Annotated in this window: 18 protein-coding genes and 1 riboswitch; of the genes, 9 read left to right on the top strand and 9 right to left on the bottom strand. The window is 69.0% G+C overall.

The annotated features are described in order from the left end of the window. Positions 1 to 2 precede the first annotated feature (2 nt). Both B0675_RS08955 and hisC read right to left on the bottom strand, forming a co-directional pair. Positions 3 to 1,511, bottom strand: a complete 1,509-nt coding sequence (locus tag B0675_RS08955) for a cytochrome ubiquinol oxidase subunit I (protein ID WP_081218288.1) — start codon at positions 1,509 to 1,511, stop codon at positions 3 to 5. A gap of 506 nt (positions 1,512 to 2,017) precedes the next feature. Further along, positions 2,018 to 3,094 (bottom strand): histidinol-phosphate transaminase, encoded by a 1,077-nt coding sequence (gene hisC / locus B0675_RS08960; RefSeq protein ID WP_081218289.1) that lies wholly within the window; start codon positions 3,092 to 3,094, stop codon positions 2,018 to 2,020. Between the two features lie 468 nt (positions 3,095 to 3,562). Here hisC and B0675_RS08965 point away from each other — a divergent pair, with 468 nt between their 5' ends. The 3 genes from B0675_RS08965 (at position 3,563) to B0675_RS08975 (ending at position 7,072) form a co-directional block, all read left to right on the top strand. After that, positions 3,563 to 4,675, top strand: a complete 1,113-nt coding sequence (locus tag B0675_RS08965; protein ID WP_081218290.1) for a LacI family DNA-binding transcriptional regulator — start codon at positions 3,563 to 3,565, stop codon at positions 4,673 to 4,675. A 201-nt stretch (positions 4,676 to 4,876) separates the two neighbouring features. After that, a complete protein-coding gene (locus tag B0675_RS08970) occupies positions 4,877 to 6,028 on the top strand; it encodes a metallophosphoesterase (RefSeq protein WP_081221682.1) in 1,152 nt (383 codons plus the stop codon). Between the two features lie 180 nt (positions 6,029 to 6,208). Continuing rightward, positions 6,209 to 7,072 carry a hypothetical protein gene (locus B0675_RS08975; protein WP_081218291.1) on the top strand — a complete coding sequence of 288 codons (864 nt, stop codon included), beginning with the start codon at positions 6,209 to 6,211 and terminating at the stop codon, positions 7,070 to 7,072. Between the two features lie 112 nt (positions 7,073 to 7,184). On the opposite strand, the gene B0675_RS08980 is transcribed toward B0675_RS08975, so the two are convergent. Both B0675_RS08980 and B0675_RS08985 read right to left on the bottom strand, forming a co-directional pair. Continuing rightward, positions 7,185 to 8,732, bottom strand: coding sequence for a VWA domain-containing protein (locus tag B0675_RS08980; protein ID WP_081218292.1), 1,548 nt, complete (start codon positions 8,730 to 8,732; stop codon positions 7,185 to 7,187). Between the two features lie 178 nt (positions 8,733 to 8,910). Then, positions 8,911 to 9,798, bottom strand: a complete 888-nt coding sequence (locus B0675_RS08985; RefSeq protein ID WP_081218293.1) for a LysR family transcriptional regulator — start codon at positions 9,796 to 9,798, stop codon at positions 8,911 to 8,913. Between the two features lie 182 nt (positions 9,799 to 9,980). On the opposite strand from B0675_RS08985, the gene B0675_RS08990 reads away from it, so the two are divergent. Beyond that, a complete protein-coding gene (locus B0675_RS08990; RefSeq protein ID WP_081218294.1) occupies positions 9,981 to 10,343 on the top strand; it encodes a DUF1801 domain-containing protein in 363 nt (120 codons plus the stop codon). 5 nt (positions 10,344 to 10,348) lie between these two features. Continuing rightward, positions 10,349 to 10,735, top strand: coding sequence for a VOC family protein (locus B0675_RS08995; protein ID WP_081221683.1), 387 nt, complete (start codon positions 10,349 to 10,351; stop codon positions 10,733 to 10,735). An 87-nt stretch (positions 10,736 to 10,822) separates the two neighbouring features. Here B0675_RS08995 and thiC read toward each other — a convergent pair whose 3' ends face one another. After that, a complete protein-coding gene (gene thiC, locus B0675_RS09000; RefSeq protein ID WP_081218295.1) occupies positions 10,823 to 12,643 on the bottom strand; it encodes a phosphomethylpyrimidine synthase ThiC in 1,821 nt (606 codons plus the stop codon). Beyond that, a riboswitch (TPP riboswitch) is annotated at positions 12,636 to 12,792 on the bottom strand. It overlaps the preceding gene by 8 nt. A 71-nt stretch (positions 12,793 to 12,863) precedes the next feature. On the opposite strand from thiC, the gene B0675_RS09005 reads away from it, so the two are divergent. Next, a complete protein-coding gene (locus B0675_RS09005) occupies positions 12,864 to 14,489 on the top strand; it encodes a YibE/F family protein (RefSeq protein WP_081218296.1) in 1,626 nt (541 codons plus the stop codon). An 86-nt stretch (positions 14,490 to 14,575) separates the two neighbouring features. Here the strand turns inward: B0675_RS09005 and B0675_RS09010 are convergent, their stop codons facing one another. The 4 genes from B0675_RS09010 to B0675_RS09025 all read right to left on the bottom strand — a co-directional run bounded on the left by B0675_RS09010 (position 14,576) and on the right by B0675_RS09025 (position 17,105). Next, a complete protein-coding gene (locus tag B0675_RS09010) occupies positions 14,576 to 15,013 on the bottom strand; it encodes an SsgA family sporulation/cell division regulator (protein WP_081218297.1) in 438 nt (145 codons plus the stop codon). Positions 15,014 to 15,112: 99 nt separating this feature from the next. Beyond that, on the bottom strand, positions 15,113 to 15,970 hold the full coding sequence (locus B0675_RS09015; protein WP_179165270.1) for a helix-turn-helix domain-containing protein: 858 nt from the start codon (positions 15,968 to 15,970) through the stop codon (positions 15,113 to 15,115). A gap of 439 nt (positions 15,971 to 16,409) precedes the next feature. After that, a complete protein-coding gene (locus B0675_RS09020; RefSeq protein WP_081218298.1) occupies positions 16,410 to 16,622 on the bottom strand; it encodes a DUF5326 family protein in 213 nt (70 codons plus the stop codon). Positions 16,623 to 16,787: 165 nt separating this feature from the next. Beyond that, on the bottom strand, positions 16,788 to 17,105 hold the full coding sequence (locus B0675_RS09025; protein WP_081221685.1) for a cupin domain-containing protein: 318 nt from the start codon (positions 17,103 to 17,105) through the stop codon (positions 16,788 to 16,790). An 82-nt stretch (positions 17,106 to 17,187) separates the two neighbouring features. Between B0675_RS09025 and B0675_RS09030 the strand changes: the two genes are divergently transcribed. The 3 genes from B0675_RS09030 to B0675_RS09040 are packed head-to-tail and all read left to right on the top strand — an operon-like array spanning position 17,188 to position 19,254. Next, positions 17,188 to 17,571 (top strand): phage holin family protein, encoded by a 384-nt coding sequence (locus B0675_RS09030; RefSeq protein ID WP_081218299.1) that lies wholly within the window; start codon positions 17,188 to 17,190, stop codon positions 17,569 to 17,571. A gap of 7 nt (positions 17,572 to 17,578) precedes the next feature. Further along, the gene (locus tag B0675_RS09035) at positions 17,579 to 18,070 is read left to right on the top strand and encodes a low molecular weight protein-tyrosine-phosphatase (RefSeq protein ID WP_081218300.1); all 492 of its coding nucleotides are present in this window, start codon (positions 17,579 to 17,581) and stop codon (positions 18,068 to 18,070) included. Then, positions 18,067 to 19,254 (top strand): cystathionine gamma-lyase, encoded by a 1,188-nt coding sequence (locus B0675_RS09040; RefSeq protein WP_081218301.1) that lies wholly within the window; start codon positions 18,067 to 18,069, stop codon positions 19,252 to 19,254. Before B0675_RS09035 ends, B0675_RS09040 begins: the two co-directional genes overlap by 4 nt. Positions 19,255 to 19,391 lie beyond the last annotated feature (137 nt).

Below are 19,391 nucleotides of genomic sequence, written 5' to 3' on the forward strand. Positions count from 1 at the left end.
GCCTAGTAGGAGAAGGCCATCGGCTTGTCGGCGTCATGGGAGTCGCCGCCGATCTTGGTGGGCGGGTTGAGGTCGGCGTCCGTCAGCTCGGGCGGCCCTGCCTTGACGTACTTCACGAGCAGCTTCACCTCGATGAAGGCGAGGATCGCGTAGAGCGTCGTGAAGACGATCATCGACGTGAGGACCTCGCCCTGCGAAACGGTGGGGGAGACCGCGTTCCGGGTCTGCAGAACGCCGTACACCACCCAGGGCTGACGACCCATCTCCGTGAAGATCCATCCCCAGGAGTTGGCGATCAGCGGGAAGCCGAGGGTCCAGATGGCGATGCGCCAGGCCCAGGTGGTCAGCTTCGGACCGAGTGCCTTGCTCTTGAAGAGGACGAGATGCGGCACCTCGTCGTCACCGACCCTCAGATGCTGGGGGAGCATGAATTTCTTGCGGGTCACCCAGAGTCCGAACAGGCCGATCACGAAGGACGCCATGCCGAAGCCGATCATCCAGCGGAACGCCCAGAAGGTCACCGGAATGATGGGCCGGTAGTCGCCGGGGCCGTACTTCTGCTGTTCGGCCTTGTTGGTGTCGTTGATGCCCGGGACGTACGAGTTGAAGTTGTCGTCGGCGAGGAAGGACAGTATCCCCGGGACGGAGAGTTCGACGGAGTTGTGGCCCTTGCTCACGTCTCCGTAGGCGAAGATCGAGAACGGTGCCGAGTTCTGGCCGTCCCACAGCGCCTCCGCGGCGGCCATCTTCATCGGCTGCTGCTTGAACATGACCTTGCCGAGCAGGTCCCCGCTGACCGCCGTGAGCAGGCCCGCGATGACGACGGTGACGAGGCCGAGCCGCAGCGACGTCTTCATGACGCCGATGTGCTTCTTGCGGGCCAGATGGAACGCGGCGATGCCCACCATGAAGGCGCCACCGGTCAGGAAGGACGCCGTGAGCGTGTGGAAGGCCTGGGTCAGCGCGGTGTTCTGGGTCAGCACGTGCCAGAAGTCGGTGAGTTCCGCACGCCCCTTCGCCTTGTTGATCCGGTAGCCGACGGGGTGCTGCATCCACGAGTTGGCCGCGAGGATGAAGTACGCCGACAGGATCGTGCCGATCGAGACCATCCAGATGCAGGCCAGGTGGATCTTTTTCGGGAGCTTGTCCCAGCCGAAGATCCACAGCCCGATGAACGTCGACTCGAAGAAGAAGGCGATCAGGGCCTCGAAGGCCAGCGGCGCGCCGAAGATGTCGCCCACGAAGCGTGAGTAGTCGGACCAGTTCATGCCGAACTGGAACTCCTGCACGATGCCGGTGACGACGCCCATCGCGATGTTGATCAGGAAGAGCTTGCCCCAGAACTTGGTCGCCCTGAGGTACTTCTCGTTCTCCGTCCGCACCCAGGCCGTCTGCAGGCCGGCGGTGAGCGCGGCGAGCGAGATCGTCAGGGGGACGAAAAGGAAGTGGTAGACGGTGGTGATACCGAACTGCCATCGCGCCAAAGTTTCCGGCGCCAGAGCCAATTCCACGTCGCAGTCTCCTTACGTCACCGTGGTCACAGCGGCAGTTTGCCCGCTTCATCACGGACATCACGGGAGCAACCAGGACACGTTTGTGAACGCGTTCACATTCACAAGCAATTATGACGCATGCCCGTTCGAGCTTTGACACGTGGGGGTCCCTCAGCGGGAGCGGCGGCCACGATCTTGATCGCCCTGACGGATCGGCGCACGGGCCGGGGCGCGGACCGGGACCTTACGCCGAAGATCACGCACACGACGTATCCGCCCCGATATCGGACAGAACCGGGCCCGCCCGGAACGAGCCCGGGCCGCGCGGCCGGGCGAGACGAGCCGCTCCCCGGAGGAGACGGATGCGGATGCGGGGACGAGGACGACGGCCACCGGCCACCGGCCACCAGCCACCAGCCACCAGCCACCAGCCACCAGCCACCAGCCACCGGCCACCGGCCAGGAAAACGCGGCGGGGACGGTATCGGCACCCGCCGTTACCGTCCCCGCCGCGATGACGACGCCTACAGCTCCTGGCGGAACGCCTCACACGCCTTGACGAAGATGTCGTTCGCCTCGGTCTCGCCGATGGTCACACGGACGCCCTCGCCCGCGAACGGACGCACGACGACACCCGCCTGCTCGCAGTGGGCCGCGAAGTCGACCGTCCGCTCCCCCAGGCGCAGCCACACGAAGTTGGCGTGCGTCTCGGGAACCGTCCAGCCCTGGCCGCGCAGGGTGTCGACCACCCGGCTGCGCTCGGAGACGAGGGAGCCGACCCGGCCGAGCAGCTCGTCCTCGGCGCGAAGGCTCGCCACTGCGGCGTCCTGCGCCAGCTGGCTCACGCCGAACGGCACGGCCGTCTTGCGCAGCGCGGCCGCCACCGGCTCGTGGGCGATCGCGAAGCCGACCCGGAGGCCGGCCAGACCATAGGCCTTGGAGAAGGTGCGCAGCACGCAGACGTTCGGCCGGTCGCGGTAGATCGCCACGCCGTCCGGAACCTCGACGTCCCGGATGAACTCGCGGTACGCCTCGTCCAGCACGACGAGCACATCGCTCGGCACCCGGTCGAGGAAGCGCTCCAGCTCGGCCCGGCGCACCACGGTGCCCGTCGGGTTGTTCGGGTTGCAGAGGAAGATCAGCCGGGTCCGGTCCGTGATCGCGTCTGCCATCGCGTCCAGGTCGTGCACCTCGTCCGGCGTGAGCGGCACCTTCACTGAGGTCGCGCCGGAGATCTGCGTGATGATCGGGTACGCCTCGAAGGAACGCCACGCGTAGATGACCTCGTCGCCCGGTCCGCTCGTGGCCTGCAGCAGCTGCTGCGCGACGCCGACCGAACCGGTGCCGGTCGCGAGGTGGGATACCGGGACGGCGAAACGGTCCGCCAGCTCGTTCATCAGCCCGGTGCACGCCATGTCCGGGTAGCGGTTGAACGAGTCGGCCGCGGCGGTGACGCTCTCGATGACACCGGGCAGCGGCGGATACGGGTTCTCGTTGGAGGACAGCTTGTAGGCCACGGCACCGGTCGCGGCGGGCTTGCCGGGCTTGTAGGTGGGGATCCCCGCCAGCTCGGCACGCAGCTTGGGGCTCGTCTCGCTCACCGCAGTCCTCCTCGTGACCACCAGCGGCTCAGACCGCCACCGGCTACCAATGCTTCTCACCTTATGAGGATTCGGCTCCTGTGCGAATGGCCTGTGGACAACCGGGCACCGTGCGGCCTTCCCCGCAGCGATCCACGCGGAAAGGGGCGCCGCCCGGGGTGCCGTCCGAAACGGCCGGGCATCCGTGTACGAAGGTGTACGAATAGGGGGGCGCGTCGGCGTTCATCACATGCGCCGGTGGCCCGCGCCGTGGCGCGCATCCCTCGTACAGGTGAGTTGAGACCTCTTCGAAACATGGCCCACTTGGCAGGCCCATGCGCGTGGACAAGTCACGTACTGGCATTGGATCGTTCAACTACCTTCCTTTCCAAGGAAGTTAGCGCTTTTTGACCATGCAGAAACGTGCCTGTCAACGCGTGCATATGCGTCCGCACTACCCCACCGCATGAGCCCTACTATCGGCTCGCCATGACAGCAGCAGGGAAGCACCAGGTGAGCCGGGCGGAGACCACCCGCCGCGGCGGTCGGCCGGGCCGGGCGGGTATCAGAGACGTGGCCGCGGCCGCGGGGGTCTCCATCACGACCGTGTCCGATGCCCTCAACGGCAAGGGCCGGCTCCCGGACGCCACCCGACGCCATGTCCGCGAGGTCGCCGACCGACTGGGTTATCGCCCGTCCGCGGCGGCCCGAACCCTCCGTACCGGCAAGTCCGGCCTGATCGGCCTGACCGTGACCACCTACGGGGATGAACCTTTCACCTTCACCGAGTTCGCGTACTTCGCCGAGATGGCGAGAGCCGCCACCTCGGCCGCACTCGCGCGGGGATACGCCCTGGTCATCCTCCCTGCGACCTCCCGCCACGACGTGTGGTCGAACGTGGCCCTGGACGGAACCGTGGTCATCGACCCGTCCGACCAGGACCCCGTCGTCAGCGAGCTGGTCCGCCAGGGCTTACCCGTCGTCTCCGACGGCCGCCCGGCCGGAGCCCTCCCGGTCACCGCCTGGGTGGACAACGACCACGAGGCCGCCGTCCTCGGCATCCTCGACCACCTGGCCGCCGCCGGCGCGCGCCGCATCGGCCTGCTCACCGGAACCACCACGGACACGTACACCCACCTCTCGACCACCGCCTACCTGCGCTGGTGCGAGCGCGTGGGCCAGGATCCGGTCTACGAGGCCTATCCGGCGCACGATCCGTGCGCGGGAGCCGTCGCCGCCGACCGCCTCCTCGCGCGGCCCGACCGCCCCGACGCCGTCTACGGTCTCTTCGACCCGAACGGCACCGACCTGCTGGCCGCCGCCCGCCGCTACGGCCTGCGCGTACCCGACGACCTGCTCCTGGTGTGCTGCAGCGAGTCCACGGTCTACGCCAGCACCGAGCCGCCCATCACCACCCTCTCCCTCAAACCGCGCAGAATCGGCACGGCCGTCGTCCAGCTGCTGATCGACGCCATCGAGGGGGTCGAATCGGACCAACCGGTCGAGCAGGTGATACCGACGGAGCTCATCGTGCGGACCTCGTCGCAGCGCAGGCCGCCCCGGACGACGGTCAGCCCGCCCCGATCACCCGAAGAGGGCTGACCCCGAAGCGGCAAGGGCGGGGAAAGCCCCGCCCAATTCGGGCGAAAACCACGGTGGACCGGCCTCCTGTTCCGATTCACCACCCCTGGGTCATCACATGGCGCGATCCGCATTCCTATGATGGGCGGACGACACCGCGGGCCGCTGCGACCAGGCAGTCCGAACAGGTGCAGATGCGGCGCGATGGTGGTGGAGGGGTCGATGACTCAGGGGGCCGGTCAGGGACCCGAGGTGACGCGGACGGCGACGTTGCGCGACTTCCGCGTTCCCGCTTACGTCCACGAGACCGGTCCGTACGCGCAGAACACGCCTCAGGGCGAGGGCGCGGGACCCGTCGGGCAGTCCGGGCTGTACCCGTCGGGGGAGCCCGCGCCGTACGCGGTCATGGACTCCACCGAGGACTTCCCGGGCGAGTTCCCGGGAGAATTCCCCGAGGGATACACGCCCACTCAGCGCGATCTGCCGGTCATCAACCGAGGTGACACGGTTCAGGTCTCCGTCGACCCGGCGGCCGCCCCGGCACCCGAAGAGGGCCCCGGGCCGCTGTACGTCGTCGGCGACGTGCACGGCTACCTCGACCAACTGGTCGCCGCGCTCCAGGAGCAGGGTCTCCTCGACGCCGCGGGCAACTGGTCCGCGGGCACCGCGCGTCTGTGGTTCCTCGGCGACTTCACCGACCGCGGCCCGGACGGCATCGGCGTGATCGACCTCGTGATGAGGCTCTCCGCCGAGGCGGCCGCGGCCGGCGGCTACTGCAAGGCGCTCATGGGCAACCACGAGCTGCTCCTGCTCGGCGCCAAGCGGTTCGCCGACACCCCCGTCAACTCCGGCGCGGGCACCGCCACCTTCCAGGCCGCCTGGCTGCTCAACGGCGGCCAGAAGACGGACATGGACCGCCTCCAGGACCACCACCTCCAGTGGATGGCCCGCCTCGACGCCATGGAACTCGTCGACGGACACCTGCTGGTGCACTCCGACACGACCGCCTACCTCGACTACGGCGACTCGATCGAAGCGGTGAACGACACCGTCCGCGAAACCCTCACCCGCAACGACGCCGACGAGTGCTGGGACGTGTTCCGCAAGCTCACCAAACGCTTCGCCTTCCGCGACGACGGCGGCTCCGAAGCCGTCCGCGAACTGCTCGGCACCTACGGCGGCAGCCGCATCGTCCACGGTCACAGCCCCATTCCATACCTCCTGGGCGAGGTCGGCACGGAAGAGGGCGAGGACAACACGGGCCCCGTGGTCGAGGGGCCGCACGTCTACGCCGACGGACTCGCCATCGCGATGGACGGCGGAGTGACCATGGCCGGAAAGCTACTGGTTCAGCAACTTCCGCTGGATATCTGACCGTTCAGCGGGCAGGCGTCCCCCGGGTGGAGCGCGTCGGCCAGGGGCCAATTTCTGGAAACCCCCTGTCACGGCGTGCCGTCACCGCTCTACCATCGGCTTATCCGTAGCAGGCTCCCCTCCGTTTCTGCCCAACGGCTCGTCAGCGTGCGAGCCATCAGCCCTACGGAGCATCGGGGGATGCAGATGAACAGCGTTCCGCAGCACCTGCTGAGCGAGGACCGCCAGGATTTCGAGCGGATCCTCGATGAGGCGCTGCGCTCCGCACCACACCGCCCGGAACTCGCCGCTGTCGGCCAGCGGCTCAATCTCGAACAACTGCGCACCATGGCGCTCAACGCCACCGCCCTCATCACGACGGCCGCGGCGGACGAGTACGCGCACTACGTGAAGGCCCGCGAGGAAATGCGCCGCCCGGTGGCGTCCACCTCCGTCGTGAGCGAGGAGACCGGCTCTCCGGAACCCGGCGCCGGAGCGATGGGACTCGCCGCCACCGTGGGGGAGGTCACCGAGACCGCGGGTGCCGGCGCCATCGCCGTCGTCGCGGTGCTCGCCCCCGTCCTCGCCGGGACAGCCGCGGCGATATTCCTGCTCGTGGGCTACATCCTCAAGATGCTCAACCCCGAGCCGGCCATCGCCCAGACCCTGCTCACCACCGGATGGGTCTTCGGCGCGGTCACCGCGGCGGCGATCCTCGTCGCCGCGGCCGGACTGCTCCTGACGGCCCTGCGCAACAGTTCGTCCTCGCTCCTCGCGGGAGCGGGCGGCGAGGTGACCGAACAGGTCGCCCGGGCCAGGGACGCCTGGCACGACGCCCTGCTGGAGCGCGGCATCCTGCCGTTCTTCCGGGAGGCCCTCGCGGATCCGGGCTCGGTGGCCCTGGACCGCGCCACACCGGCGCCCAGCCGCATGCCGCACCTGGGCTACGACCGGCCGGGGTTCAGCAGCCCCGACGGCGGCCCCGCAGCCGGTCCGCGCCCGAGCTTCTCCAGCCCGGACTTCTCGAGCCCGGACTTCGGGGGGCCCGAACACCAGCCCGAGTGATTCCGGACGGTCGACGGCCGGAACCACGGGAGAAGGGCCCGCGCAGGCGCGCGGGCCCACAAGGCTGCCCGGGGCGGGTGACGGCCGGCCTCCGACGCCCCGCCACGTCCTCTCAGACGATGCCGAGTCGCCGGGCCTCGCGCATCCAGGACGGAAACTCGGACAGCAGCCGGTCGTAGAGCTCCGCGTCGGGTACGTCGCTGATGTCGTCGACGGCGAAGAAGCCGACGTTGTCGACGCGCCGGCCCGGCAGGGTGTCGAACCGCTCCAGCACTCCGTAGTTGGAACGCCCCAGCCCCACGAACTGCCAGAAGACCGGCTCGTCGACCGCCTCGCGCAGCTCGGTCTCGATCTCCTTGTTGCGGTAGACGCCGCCGTCGGAGAAGAACAGCACCAAGGTGGGGGCGGCGGCGGGGTGGTCACGGACGTACGACCGCACCTCCGCGATCACCTTCTGCTCCTCGTTCTGGATCCCCACCGCGCGCATGTCCACCTGGCCCGGCAACAGACCCTTGCGTGGCTTCTTGCGGCGGAACAGCGTCAGTTCACCGACCCGGACATGCCGCTGCAGCCACTCCGGCAACTCTCCCAGCGCGAGGTCCGGCAGCCGGGCCGGATTCGAGGCGAACGTCCAGGCCTGCATCTCTCCGTCGTCGTCGAGCTGCGCGGCCACCGCGGCCATCCGCTCCACGACATCGGCCACGACCCCCTTCGAGTACAGGAAGGACATGGACCCGGAGGCATCCAGAACCAGGATGACGCGCGCCGTCACCCCCTCCGCCCCGTGCTTGCGCAGGCTGACCGCCACCTGCTCCTTCCGCAGGGAGAGCCGCTTGCGCATGTCCACCGGAAGCTGCTCCTCGCCCTTGACCAGCCGCGGAGCGGTGGCACCGGCCGAGGCCGGTGCCACGGGCGGGCGGGGCGGTACCGGAGGGGCGGACGGCGACGCAGCGCTCCCGTACGGCGAGCCGACGGGCGGAGGCGGGGCGGCCGGCCCGGCTGCCGGCGCGGGCCAGGTCGCGGCGACGTGCGGAGGTGCCGGAGCCGCGGGAGCCGGCGGGAACGCGGCGGCGGGCGTGGGGGCTGACGTGGGCGTCGAGGACGCCGGCGTCCCGGTGGCGTCCGGCTCCTCGTCCACGCTGATCCCGAAGTCGGTTGCCAGACCCGCGAGTCCGGACGCGTACCCCTGACCCACCGCGCGGAACTTCCACTGACCGGCCCGCCGGTACAGCTCACCGCCGATGAACGCCGTCTCCGTCGTGGCCTCCATCTCGAACAGCGCCAGTTCCCTGCCCGTCCCTGCGTCGAGCAGCCGAAGCCGCAGACCGGACAGCCCGCCGAAGGTGCCCCCGTCCGCCGAGGCACCGAGGACGACCCGCTCGATCCCCGGTTCCAGGGACGCCAGATCCACTCCGACGGTGTCCGTCGTGGCGCCGCCGTCCCGCCGCTTGCCCAGATGACGTACGGAACCCGAGGCGTGCTGGGGCTGGTTGTAGAAGACGAAGTCACCGTCGTCCCTCACCCGGCCGTCGGCGCCGAGCAGAAGTGCCGAGGCATCGGCGTCCGGCGCGCCGGGGCCTCCGGACCAGCCGAGCTCGACCTGTACCGCGTCGACGGCGACGGGAAGGTTGCCGCCCTTGCTCATGGATGTCGCTGTCATACGCCCAGTCTGCCCAGAGAACCGCGCGCCGGGCCCGCCCGATGCACAACCAGGTGCACGCGCCTTCGTCCTTCGGCCCGTCTCCGCCTGGAGCGCTTACGCCGGCCCCGGCCGCGTCCGCTCGGAGCGGGACCCGCCTCAGCCGGACCTGGTCGCGTCCGTTCGAAGCGGTCCCGCCTCAGAAAGGGCTGGTCGCGTCTGTCGCGGCCCGTACGAACGCGCGCAGCCGCTCGGTGGTGTTGGCCTCACTCCAGATCAGCCCCCTCTCGATCGGCGGCGCGTCAAGCAGGGGCACGTAGGCGACATCGGGCCGGGGGTAGTACTGCCGGGAGTGGTCCCCCACCGGCAGAACGCCCCGCCCCATCGCGACGAGGGTCAACATCTCCGAGAACGACTCGCCGACCGGACCCTTCGGAACAGGTCTGCCCGACGGGGTGCGGTCCGGCGTACGGTCCCGCTTGAACCCCGCCGAGGTCACGTGCGGGTACTGCACGACGGGATACTCCGCGAGCACTTCGACGGACACACCCTTCTCGCGGGCGAGCGGATGACCGGCGGCCACGGCGAGGACTCGTCTCTCCCGCAGCAGCGCGGGCCCGCAGGCCATCCCGTCGAAGGGGTACGACGCGAGCAGGACGTCGATCGAGCCGTCCACCAGACTGGCCCGCGAGTTGGCCAGCTGGACCTCCCGCACGTCGACACGGCACTCCGGGTGGCGCTCCCCGAACAGCGCGACCGCCCTGAGCAGTGCCGGTGCCGTCCACTCGCCGAGGAAGGCGACCCGCAGCTCCCCGGAGACCCCGCGGCTGGCGTCCTTCGCCCGCCGCAGCGCCTCGTCCATCGCCGCGACCAGGGGCACCAGGTCGTCGGCCAACCGGCGTCCGATCGGGGTGAGCCGGACCGAGCGGCTGTTACGTTCGAACAGCGCGCCGCCCACCTGACGCTCGACCTTCTTGATCACCTGACTGACCCGTCCGGTCGTGATCAGCAATCGCTCGGCGGTGCGGCCGAAGTGCAGCTCCTCGGCCAGGGCCAGGAAGGTCTCGATCTCCAGCCGCTCCAGCACGATTCCTCCCGGCGTTAAATCTCGCTCAACGGTCGTACACCGATCCTGCCTTGATGGCGGCTGCCGTACGGCGGATCGTAGAAGGCATCATCACGGCCTTTCGGGACAATCCCGGCCGGTCCCCCGCTCCTCACCCTTCGCCTGAGCCCCTCCCAGGGGCTCCCTCCTGAACGGGAAACCGCATGACTGCCTCGGACATCACCTCCTACCTGGACAAACTCGACGGTCCGCTGCGCGAGATCGCCGACAAGATCCGCCCCGTCATCGACTCCGCCCTCCCCGAGGCTTCCGGCGCCCTGTGGCACGGACACCCCACGTGGAGCCTCGGCGACAGACCCGGCCGGACACCGGTCTGCCTGCTCAAGGCCTATACGTCCTACGTCACCTTCGGTCTCTGGCGCGGTCAGGATCTGGCCGACCCCTCGGGGCGGCTGGTGGCCGGGGCCCGCCGAATGGCCTCCGTGAAGATCAGCCGGGTTGACGAGGTCGACCCGGCCCTGTTCGCCGAGTGGCTCCGCCGCGCCGTGGCACTGGAGACGTCATGAGCTCCGTGCGCGTGAAGGCCTTCGACCACTTGGTGCTCACCGTCGAGGACGTCGAGCGTTCCCTGGACTTCTACATCGGTGTCCTGGGTCTGGAACCGGTCCGTGTCGCCGAGTGGCGGATCGGTCAGGCCCCGTTCCCGTCGGTGCGGGTCACCGAGGAGACCATCATCGACCTGGTCGCCGGCGCCCGGGGGGAGGCGAACGTCGACCACATCTGTCTCGCGGTGGAACCGCTGGACTGGGACGAGGTGGTCGCCGCCGGTACCTTCACCGTCCTCGACGGCCCCGCCCCGCGCTTCGGCGCCCGGGGCACGGCCACCTCGCTCTATGTCCGCGACCCGGACGGCAACACCGTGGAACTGCGCTGGTATCCGCAGGACGCCCAGGCATGACCGACCGACACCCACCGACTGCCGCTGGGCTGCCCGCCAGCCACGGCCCGGGGCTTCGACTCCCCGGACCATGACCCACGGGGCAGGTCAGTCGGCCAGGGGCAGATAGACGCGGTTGCCCGCCTCCGCGAACTCCCGCGACTTCTGGAGCATGCCCTCCGAGATCTCCGCCTCCGAAGCACCCGCGGCCTTGTCGCCACCGAACCGTTCGTTGATGCTCTGGCTGATCTTCATCGAGCAGAACTTCGGTCCGCACATCGAGCAGAAGTGGGCGGTCTTGGCCGGCTCGGCCGGAAGAGTCTCGTCGTGGAACTCCCGCGCCGTGTCCGGATCGAGGGCCAGATTGAACTGGTCCTCCCACCGGAACTCGAAGCGGGCATCGGACAGCGCGTCGTCCCAGTCCTGCGCACGGGGGTGGCCCTTGGCGAGATCGGCCGCATGAGCGGCGATCTTGTAGGTGATGACGCCGGTCTTGACGTCGTCACGGTTGGGCAGCCCCAGGTGCTCCTTGGGCGTCACGTAGCAGAGCATGGCCGTGCCCCACCAGGCGATCATGGCGGCACCGATGCCGGAGGTGATGTGGTCGTACGCGGGCGCGACGTCGGTGGTCAGCGGGCCGAGCGTATAGAACGGAGCTTCATCACAGATCTCCTGCTGAAGGTCGATGTTCTCCTTGATCTTGTGCATCGGGACATGTCCCGGGCCTTCGATCATCGTCTGTACATGGAAACGCTTCGCGATCGTGTTGAGTTCCCCGAGCGTCCTCAACTCCGCGAACTGGGCTGCGTCGTTGGCGTCCGCGATGGAGCCGGGCCGCAGACCGTCGCCGAGCGAGTAGGTGACGTCGTACGCGGCGAGGATCTCGCAGAGTTCCTCGAAGTTCTCGTACAGGAACGACTCCTGGTGGTGTGCGAGGCACCAGGCCGCCATGATCGAACCACCGCGCGAGACGATGCCGGTCTTGCGGTTCGCGGTGAGCGGCACGTACGCCAGGCGGACACCCGCGTGGACCGTCATGTAGTCCACGCCCTGCTCGGCCTGCTCGATGACCGTGTCCTTGTAGATCTCCCAGGTGAGCTCCTCGGCACGGCCGTCGACCTTCTCCAACGCCTGGTAGAGCGGCACGGTTCCGATGGGCACGGGGGAGTTGCGCAGCACCCACTCGCGCGTGGTGTGGATGTTCCGTCCGGTGGACAGGTCCATGACAGTATCGGCGCCCCAGTGGGTCGCCCAGGTCATCTTCTCGACCTCCTCCTCGATGGAGGAAGTGACCGCGGAGTTGCCGATGTTGGCGTTCACCTTCACCAGGAACCGCTTGCCGATGATCATCGGCTCGATCTCGGGGTGGTTGACGTTCACGGGCAGTACCGCCCGGCCTGCGGCGATCTCCTCGCGCACGACCTCCGGTTCGACGTTCTCCCGGATGGCGACGAACTCCATCTCGGGGGTGATCTCACCGCGGCGGGCGTACGCGAGTTGCGTGACCGCCTGCCCGGAACGCCCCCGTCGGGGCTGACGCGGCCGCCCCGGGAAGACGGCGTCGAGGTTGCGCAGACCGCCGCGCGGCGACGTGTGCTTGATCCCGTCGTCCTCCGGGCGGACGGGACGGCCCGCGTACTCCTCGGTGTCGCCGCGCGCGATGATCCAGTTCTCCCGCAGCGGCGCCAGCCCCCGGCGGACATCCGTGTCGATGCTCGGATCGGTGTACGGACCGGAGGTGTCGTACAGCGTCACGGACTGCCCATTGGTCAGGTGCACCTGACGGACCGGCACGCGCAGATCGGGGCGCGTGCCCCCGACGTACCCCTTGTGCCAGCCGATGGACTTCCCGGCCTCGTCGTCCGGAGACGGCGACGAAGTGCCGTCCGTCTGGCTGGAGGCAGGCGTGCGTACGTCCTTGTTGGTCATGAGACCTACTCCCTACGCCGGCATTACCCGGTAACAGGTTCGGCGGTCGACGCAGCGGCTTCCGTTCGCCGATGTTTCATGTGAAACATCGCGAAGACGGAGGTCAGCGCCCTCTCAGCCCGGTGCTCCGAGCTCCCGCGTGTGCAAAGGTGACTCCACGCTAGCGTCATATCTGGCGCGGTGAACAGGGGGCCCTTGCCGTTCTTGCGATGATCGGTCGGTGACGACGACCCAGCAGCCCTCGTTCCCACCGTCCGAGCCGCCTCGCCGGCCGGGCTCCGACGACGGCCGCGGACGTGGTCCCGGCAACGGTCGCGGACGCGGGGCTGGACCGGCCGAGGGTCAGGGATACGGGCACGGTCCGGGACCCGGAAACGGTCCGCGTCCGAGACCGGGCGGGGGAAACGGCGACTCAGGTGACGGTGACCCGCAGGGGCAGGACCTCGGCCGGGGCCGAGGCCCGGGAGGTGGGCAGGGTCCTGGAGACGGGCACGGGCACGGCCCGGGCGGCGGCCATGGACAGGGCTCGGGGGGTGGGCACGGCCACTCGCACAGCCACAACCACGGCCCGGCGGCGCCCGTCTCGAAGCATCTGCGCAAGGTCATCGCAGCGGTGCTGATCCCCTTCGCCGCCGCGGTCGCCGTGGGCCTCGTGGTGCTGTGGCCCGGTGGCGCACCGGCTCACGAGCGCTCCGGTGTCGGCTTCGACCGGCAGACCCAGAACGCGACGGTCACCAAGATCGTCCAGGTGGACTGCAAATCCGTGAACGCCTCGGGGGAGACGCCGACCGGCGACACCTCCACGGCCGAGGGCTCCTCCGCGCAGCAGCAGGCGACGGGCGAGTGCAAGCGGGCGACCATCCGGATCGACACCGGCAAGGACAAGGGCCGTACGTTCACGGAGATCGTCCAGCCGGACCAGTCACGGCAGTTGCATCAGGACGAGAAGGTCATCGTCGCCTATGAGCCCTCGGCCCCGAAGGACCTCCAGTACTCGGTGACGGACGCGAACCGAAAGCTGCCCCTGACGCTTTTGGCGGGCCTGTTCGCCGTGGTCGTCGTGGTGGTGGGACGGATGCGCGGCGTCATGGCGCTGGTCGCCCTGGCCATCAGCTTCATGATCCTGAACTTCTTCATCCTGCCCGCGATCCTGCAGGGGTCGAACCCCCTGGTCGTGGCGGTCGTCGGCTCCAGCGCCATCATGCTGATCGCCCTCTACATGTGCCACGGACTGTCGGCCCGAACATCCGTCGCTGTGGTGGGCACCCTGCTCTCCCTGCTGCTGATCGGCATCCTGGGCTCCGTCTTCATCGAGTGGGCGGTCCTGACCGGCAACACGGACGACAACACCGGTCTGATCCACGGCCTGTACCCGTCGATCGACATGAGCGGTCTGCTGCTGGCCGGGGTCATCATCGGTTCGCTCGGTGTGCTCGACGACGTGACGGTGACGCAGACGTCGGCTGTCTGGGAACTGCACGAGGCGAATCCCACGATGGGCTGGCGCGGCCTGTATCGGGCGGGCATCCGGATCGGCCGGGACCACATCGCGTCCGTGGTCAACACGCTCGTCCTGGCGTACGCGGGTGCCGCACTGCCTCTGCTGCTGCTGTTCTCGATCGCGCAGAGCAGCGTGGGGACCGTCGCCAACAGTGAACTGGTCGCGGAGGAGATCGTGCGCACGCTGGTCGGGTCGATCGGTCTGGTCGCCGCGGTGCCGGTGACGACCGCGCTGGCCGCTCTGGTGGTCGCGGCGGACCGTGAGGGGGCCCCGGCCGTCTCCCTGGAGCCCGCGGGCGCCAAGATGCCGGCCCGGAGCGGGAAGGGCCGTCGCCGCAAGCGCTGAGCCGTCCCCGACGATCGTGTGGACCCGGCTGTCCGCGGCGAGCTCCCCGCTGAGGAAGCGTTACTCCGCCCGGGGCTGACGAGGTTTCAGCCTGCGCTCTGCTCCTCCGCCAGAATGCGGTCGAGCGCGTCGTCCAGGTAGGTGTCGAACCCGTCGAGAGACCGCTCCTGACCGAGCGGCACGAGCTTGTCCGTGCGGTCGAGGAAGGCGACGAGTGGCGCCGTTCCCGACCGGAACAGGGCGTGGTCGGAGCCGACCTGAAGCCGGATCAGTACTTCGCCGAACGCCTCGGGGTCGGCCGGCGCGATGTGCACGTCGCCGTCACCGCATGCCCTGCCCACTCCGTCGATGAGCAGCTCCCGCCCGAACGCCCAGGTCACCGGCGCGTCGCCGGGGAGGTGGAACGTCAGCCGCACGGCGTACGGATCACGGGTCTCGTAGCGCAGTTCCACCGGAATGCGGAAGGACAGCTCCTCGGACACGAGGAAGCTCATCATGACTTCTGCCTGCACCGACTCGCGCATCGTCTACCCCGTCGTTCGCTGTCACCTGGCCAGGAATCGTCCCCCTGACACAGCTGAAATATTGCTCAACGTGCACGACAGATCACAAGGAGTGAGTTTTCAGATACTGATAGAGATGCCGAGTGACCCCAGGACCAGGCCGATTTCACTCTGCAACTTTCGCGTCGCGAGGAGCAGTCGGTCGGCTTGGTGAGAGGGCAGGGAAAGGCCGATTGACCCGGCAGTACTGCCCACGGTGATCGGGATCGCGGCGCAGACGGCGCCCAGCGCGTACTCCTGCCGCTCGATCACCGGTTCCATGCGCCCGGTCCGTTCGAGGCGGCGCAGCAGCCGGTCTTCGTCACGCACCGTGTACGGCGTGAGGGACTGCACGGGATACCGGGAGAGGTGGTCGCGCCGCGACTTCTCGTCCAACTGGGACAGCAGGCACTGACCGATCGCGTGCGCGTGTCCGGTCTCGCGGAAGTCGGCCCATTCCTCGACCGCGGGGTTCGCGGGATTGTCGGCGACACACATGACCTCGATCTCGCCCTCACGGTAGATCGCGTAGTAGACGGGGGCGCCGACCGCGTCACGCCAGCGGGCGAGTGTCTCGCTCACCGTGCTGCGACGTTTCTGCTGGGCGCCGCTGCTGCTCAGGCGTTCGGCGGCGTCCCCGAGGAAGAACAGGCCCTTGTCGCGGCGCAGATAGCCCTCGTGAACGAGGGTGCGCAGCAGGTGGTACGCGGTCGGCAGGGCGAGTCCGGCTTCCCGGGCGAGCTGTTTGGCGGGGGCACCCTGGTCACGCGAGGAGACCGCCTCGAGCAGGCGCATGGCCCGCTGCACCGAGCCGATCAGCGTGGTGGGGTGCGGGTCCAGGGGGGCGACTTCGGGCTCCGGAGCAGGGACGCGCGGGGTGCGTACCGCTCCGGACACCGCGGCGGGGGGCGTGGGGGCCTGCGGACGTACGCCCCTCATGGGCGCGTCCGTCGGCCTCGTCCGCGGTGCGGGGGATTCCGCCGTCGGGGCGCGCGGAGTGGTCTGGTCCCTCAGAGAGACCGAGGTGCCCGGCGCCGACCGGGACACGGGCGTCTCCCCCGGAGACGTACGCGGTTGCACCGGAGGGACACGAGCGCCCGTAGGCTCGCCCGATCGCTGAAGGGGTGGAGCGGCGGATGGTGCGGGTGCGGTGTCAACCGTGGCCAAGGGGCACTCCCGAAGCGCGAGGAGGACCGCCCGTGCGGGGGAACACGGGAGGGGTGTGCGCTGCCCGCGGGAATCGACACCCGCGTCGAATTCCGGACTTTAACCGTCAGCCGCCGCTCAGAGCCGTCCTCGCCGGAAACTTCCCCCGCCCGAGGGAACCTTGGGTTCCCTTTCCCCCCGCACCGTTACCGATCGGCTGCCCGCCCACACCTCACCAGTCGCTGCGCGAGGACGAACTCGACATGAACTTCCGCACGATGTAGATCAGTCCGCCGACCAGCGCGACGAAGACGAGCAGCTTGAAGAGCAAGCCGATGACGAAGCCGACGACGCTCGCTATCAGGCCACCGAACACCACCAGTGCGATCACCGGCACCGCGACCCACTTCACCCACCACGGCATACCGTCGAAGATCTCTCGCATCGTCTTTGTCCTTGCCTCTTCTCGCCCGTGGTCCCAACATCGGGATGCCGATTCCGGGTTCTCTGATGTCCTGCGTCGATGCTAGGTCGCCGAAGGGGCCGCACGGGGGCCTCGCGCCCCTTGTCCTCCCCTGACCGTCCCCCTAGGGAACCCTGAGACTCCGGGTCAGCTCTCGGGGGGAGAGAACATCACCAGGACCCGGAGGTCCTCGGTGATGTGGTGGAATTTGTGGGCGACGCCGGCGGGCACGTACACGACGCTGCCGCGTGCCACCGGGGTGGTCTCCAGGCCGACGGTGATCGAAGCGCGACCGCTCACCACGAAGTACACCTCGTCCTGGGCGTGCGGGTTCTGGGGGTCGTGCTCCCCCGCGTCGAGGGCGTACAGCCCGACCGACATGTTCCGCTCCCGCAGGAACTGCAGGTACGCCCCGTCGTTGGCGGCGCGTTCCGCCTCCAGTTCGTCCAGCCGGAATGCCTTCATCGTCCTCGTCCGCTGTCGTGCACCGCGGGCCTTGTCCACAGCCGCTACGTGCTTGTCGATCTCGTCTGCCACGATCAGACACATGAAGAATTTCGTAGTCAAGACGATCGCCAACGCAGGGGCCCTGGCCGTCGCCGTATGGCTGCTCGACAAGATCACTCTGACGGGCGACAGCACAGGCAAGAAGATAGGCACCCTGCTGCTCGTCGCACTGGTCTTCGGACTGGTGAACTTCCTGGTCAAGCCGGTCGTGAAGGTGCTGACCTTCCCGCTCTTCATCCTCACGCTGGGCCTGATCACCCTCGTGGTGAACGCCTTGATGCTGCTGCTCACCTCATGGCTCGCCGACAAGCTCGACCTGAGCTTCCACGTGGAGGGCTTCTGGACCGCCGTCCTCGGCGGGCTGATCATCTCCGTCGTGTCCTGGGCGCTGAACGTCGTCCTGCCCGACGGCGACGACGACTGAGAGAGCCATGTCCTATCGCGTCTGTTTCGTCTGCACCGGCAACATCTGCCGGTCGCCGATGGCGGAGTCCGTCTTCCGTGCCCACGTCACGGACGCAGGGCTTGCCGAACTGGTCGAGGTCGACAGCGCGGGCACGGACGGCTGGCACGAAGGCGATGGCGCCGACGAGCGCACGGTCTCCGTCCTCGAGGCCAACGGCTACCGGAGCGACCACGCGGCCCGGCAGTTCCAGGTCTCGTGGTTCTCCCGACTCGACCTCGTCGTGGCGCTCGACCTAGGCCACTTCAGGGCACTGCGCCGGCTGGCACCGACCGCCGAGGACGCCGAGAAGGTCCGTTTGTTCCGGTCCTACGATCCCGCGGCGGGCGACGCCCTGGACGTCCCCGATCCGTATTACGGACATATGGACGGCTTCGACGCATGTCTTGAGATGGTGGAGGCGGCGAGCCCAGGACTGCTCGCCGCGGTACGAGAGCAAGTGGAAGGACGAGCGGCATGACGTCTGGGGATTTCGTCACGGGAGACGGCGCCGGCGCGGCGGGGCAGGGCGAGGGCACCGCTGCGCGGGGCGACGGCACCAGGGCGGTACGCGCCGGCCTGCCCGAGCCCGTCAAGTACGAGCCGACACTGCCCGGTCCGGTCTTCGCAGCACACTTCCATCTGCCCGGTGAACCGACCGGCCCGTACACCTACGGCCGCGACGAGAACCCCACGTGGACGCTCCTGGAGCGGGCCATCGGCGAACTGGAGGCGCCCGGGCAGGGCGGCGTCGAAACACTCGCCTTCCCGTCGGGCATGGCAGCCATCTCCGCCGTGCTCTTCTCCCAGCTGCGCGCCGGCGACGTCGTCGTGCTGCCCGACGACGGCTATCAGGTGCTGCCGCTCGTGCGCGAACAGCTGACGGCGTTCGGTGTCGAGGTGCGCACCGCGCCCACGGCCGGGGACGCCCAGCTGGAGCTGCTCGACGGGGCGAAGCTGCTCTGGATCGAGACACCGTCCAACCCGGGGCTCGACGTGTGCGACCTCCGACGCCTCGTCGAGGCCGCCCACGCGCAGGGCACCCTCGTGGCCGTCGACAACACGCTGGCCACCCCGCTCGGCCAGCGCCCGCTGGAGCTCGGCGCCGACTTCTCCGTCGCCAGCGGCACCAAGATGCTCACCGGACACGGCGACATCCTGCTGGGGTACGTCACCGGACGCGACGCCGCCCTGATGGCTCCCGTCCGACGCTGGCGCAAGGTGGTCGGCGCCATCCCCGGCCCGATGGAGGCCTGGCTGGCCCATCGTTCGCTCGCGACGCTGCAACTGCGCGCCGACCGGCAGACCGCCAACGCCCGGACGATCGCCGAGGCGCTGCGGGACCGGCCCGAGGTGACCGGGCTGCGCTACCCCGGACTGCCCGATGACCCCTCGTACAAGATCGCTTCACAGCAGATGCGTCGGTTCGGCTGTGTGGTGTCCTTCACGCTGCCCACGCGTGAGCACGCGGACCGTTTTCTCGACGCGCTGACCCTGGTGGACGACGCCACCAGTTTCGGCGGGGTGCGGTCGACGGCCGAGCGACGTGGGCGCTGGGGCGGGGACGCGGTCCCGGAAGGCTTCATCCGTTTCTCTGCGGGCGCCGAGGATCCGGAGGACCTGGTAGCGGACGTGCTGCGGGCTCTGGACGCATCCGCGGAGTAGGAAGAGCGTGACGGCGGGATCAGTAGGCCCGCCACGGACGACGGACGGTCCGAGCCTCCCCCCTCGTGGCTCGGACCGCCCCGGTTCTGCGCGCGAAGAACCGCGCGCACAAGGCTAGTTGACTCTGTGTCAGTGTC

It is taken from the genome of Streptomyces sp. M41(2017) (genome assembly GCF_002078175.1).
Taxonomy (GTDB): Bacteria; Actinomycetota; Actinomycetes; order Streptomycetales; family Streptomycetaceae; genus Streptomyces.

What these genes read in the sequence shown, in the direction of transcription:
- B0675_RS09040 (WP_081218301.1), top strand. Translation starts at nt 18,067, where the DNA reads ATGACGTCTGGGGATTTCGTCACGGGAGACGGCGCCGGCGCGGCGGGG.
- B0675_RS09020 (WP_081218298.1), bottom strand. Translation starts at nt 16,622, where the DNA reads ATGCGAGAGATCTTCGACGGTATGCCGTGGTGGGTGAAGTGGGTCGCG.
- B0675_RS08970 (WP_081221682.1), top strand. Translation starts at nt 4,877, where the DNA reads ATGACTCAGGGGGCCGGTCAGGGACCCGAGGTGACGCGGACGGCGACG.
- B0675_RS09015 (WP_179165270.1), bottom strand. Translation starts at nt 15,970, where the DNA reads ATGAGGGGCGTACGTCCGCAGGCCCCCACGCCCCCCGCCGCGGTGTCC.
- thiC (WP_081218295.1), bottom strand. Translation starts at nt 12,643, where the DNA reads ATGACCAACAAGGACGTACGCACGCCTGCCTCCAGCCAGACGGACGGC.
- B0675_RS09035 (WP_081218300.1), top strand. Translation starts at nt 17,579, where the DNA reads ATGTCCTATCGCGTCTGTTTCGTCTGCACCGGCAACATCTGCCGGTCG.
- B0675_RS09030 (WP_081218299.1), top strand. Translation starts at nt 17,188, where the DNA reads ATGAAGAATTTCGTAGTCAAGACGATCGCCAACGCAGGGGCCCTGGCC.
- B0675_RS09010 (WP_081218297.1), bottom strand. Translation starts at nt 15,013, where the DNA reads ATGCGCGAGTCGGTGCAGGCAGAAGTCATGATGAGCTTCCTCGTGTCC.
- B0675_RS08980 (WP_081218292.1), bottom strand. Translation starts at nt 8,732, where the DNA reads ATGACAGCGACATCCATGAGCAAGGGCGGCAACCTTCCCGTCGCCGTC.
- B0675_RS08975 (WP_081218291.1), top strand. Translation starts at nt 6,209, where the DNA reads ATGCAGATGAACAGCGTTCCGCAGCACCTGCTGAGCGAGGACCGCCAG.
- B0675_RS09025 (WP_081221685.1), bottom strand. Translation starts at nt 17,105, where the DNA reads ATGAAGGCATTCCGGCTGGACGAACTGGAGGCGGAACGCGCCGCCAAC.
- B0675_RS08990 (WP_081218294.1), top strand. Translation starts at nt 9,981, where the DNA reads ATGACTGCCTCGGACATCACCTCCTACCTGGACAAACTCGACGGTCCG.
- B0675_RS08965 (WP_081218290.1), top strand. Translation starts at nt 3,563, where the DNA reads ATGACAGCAGCAGGGAAGCACCAGGTGAGCCGGGCGGAGACCACCCGC.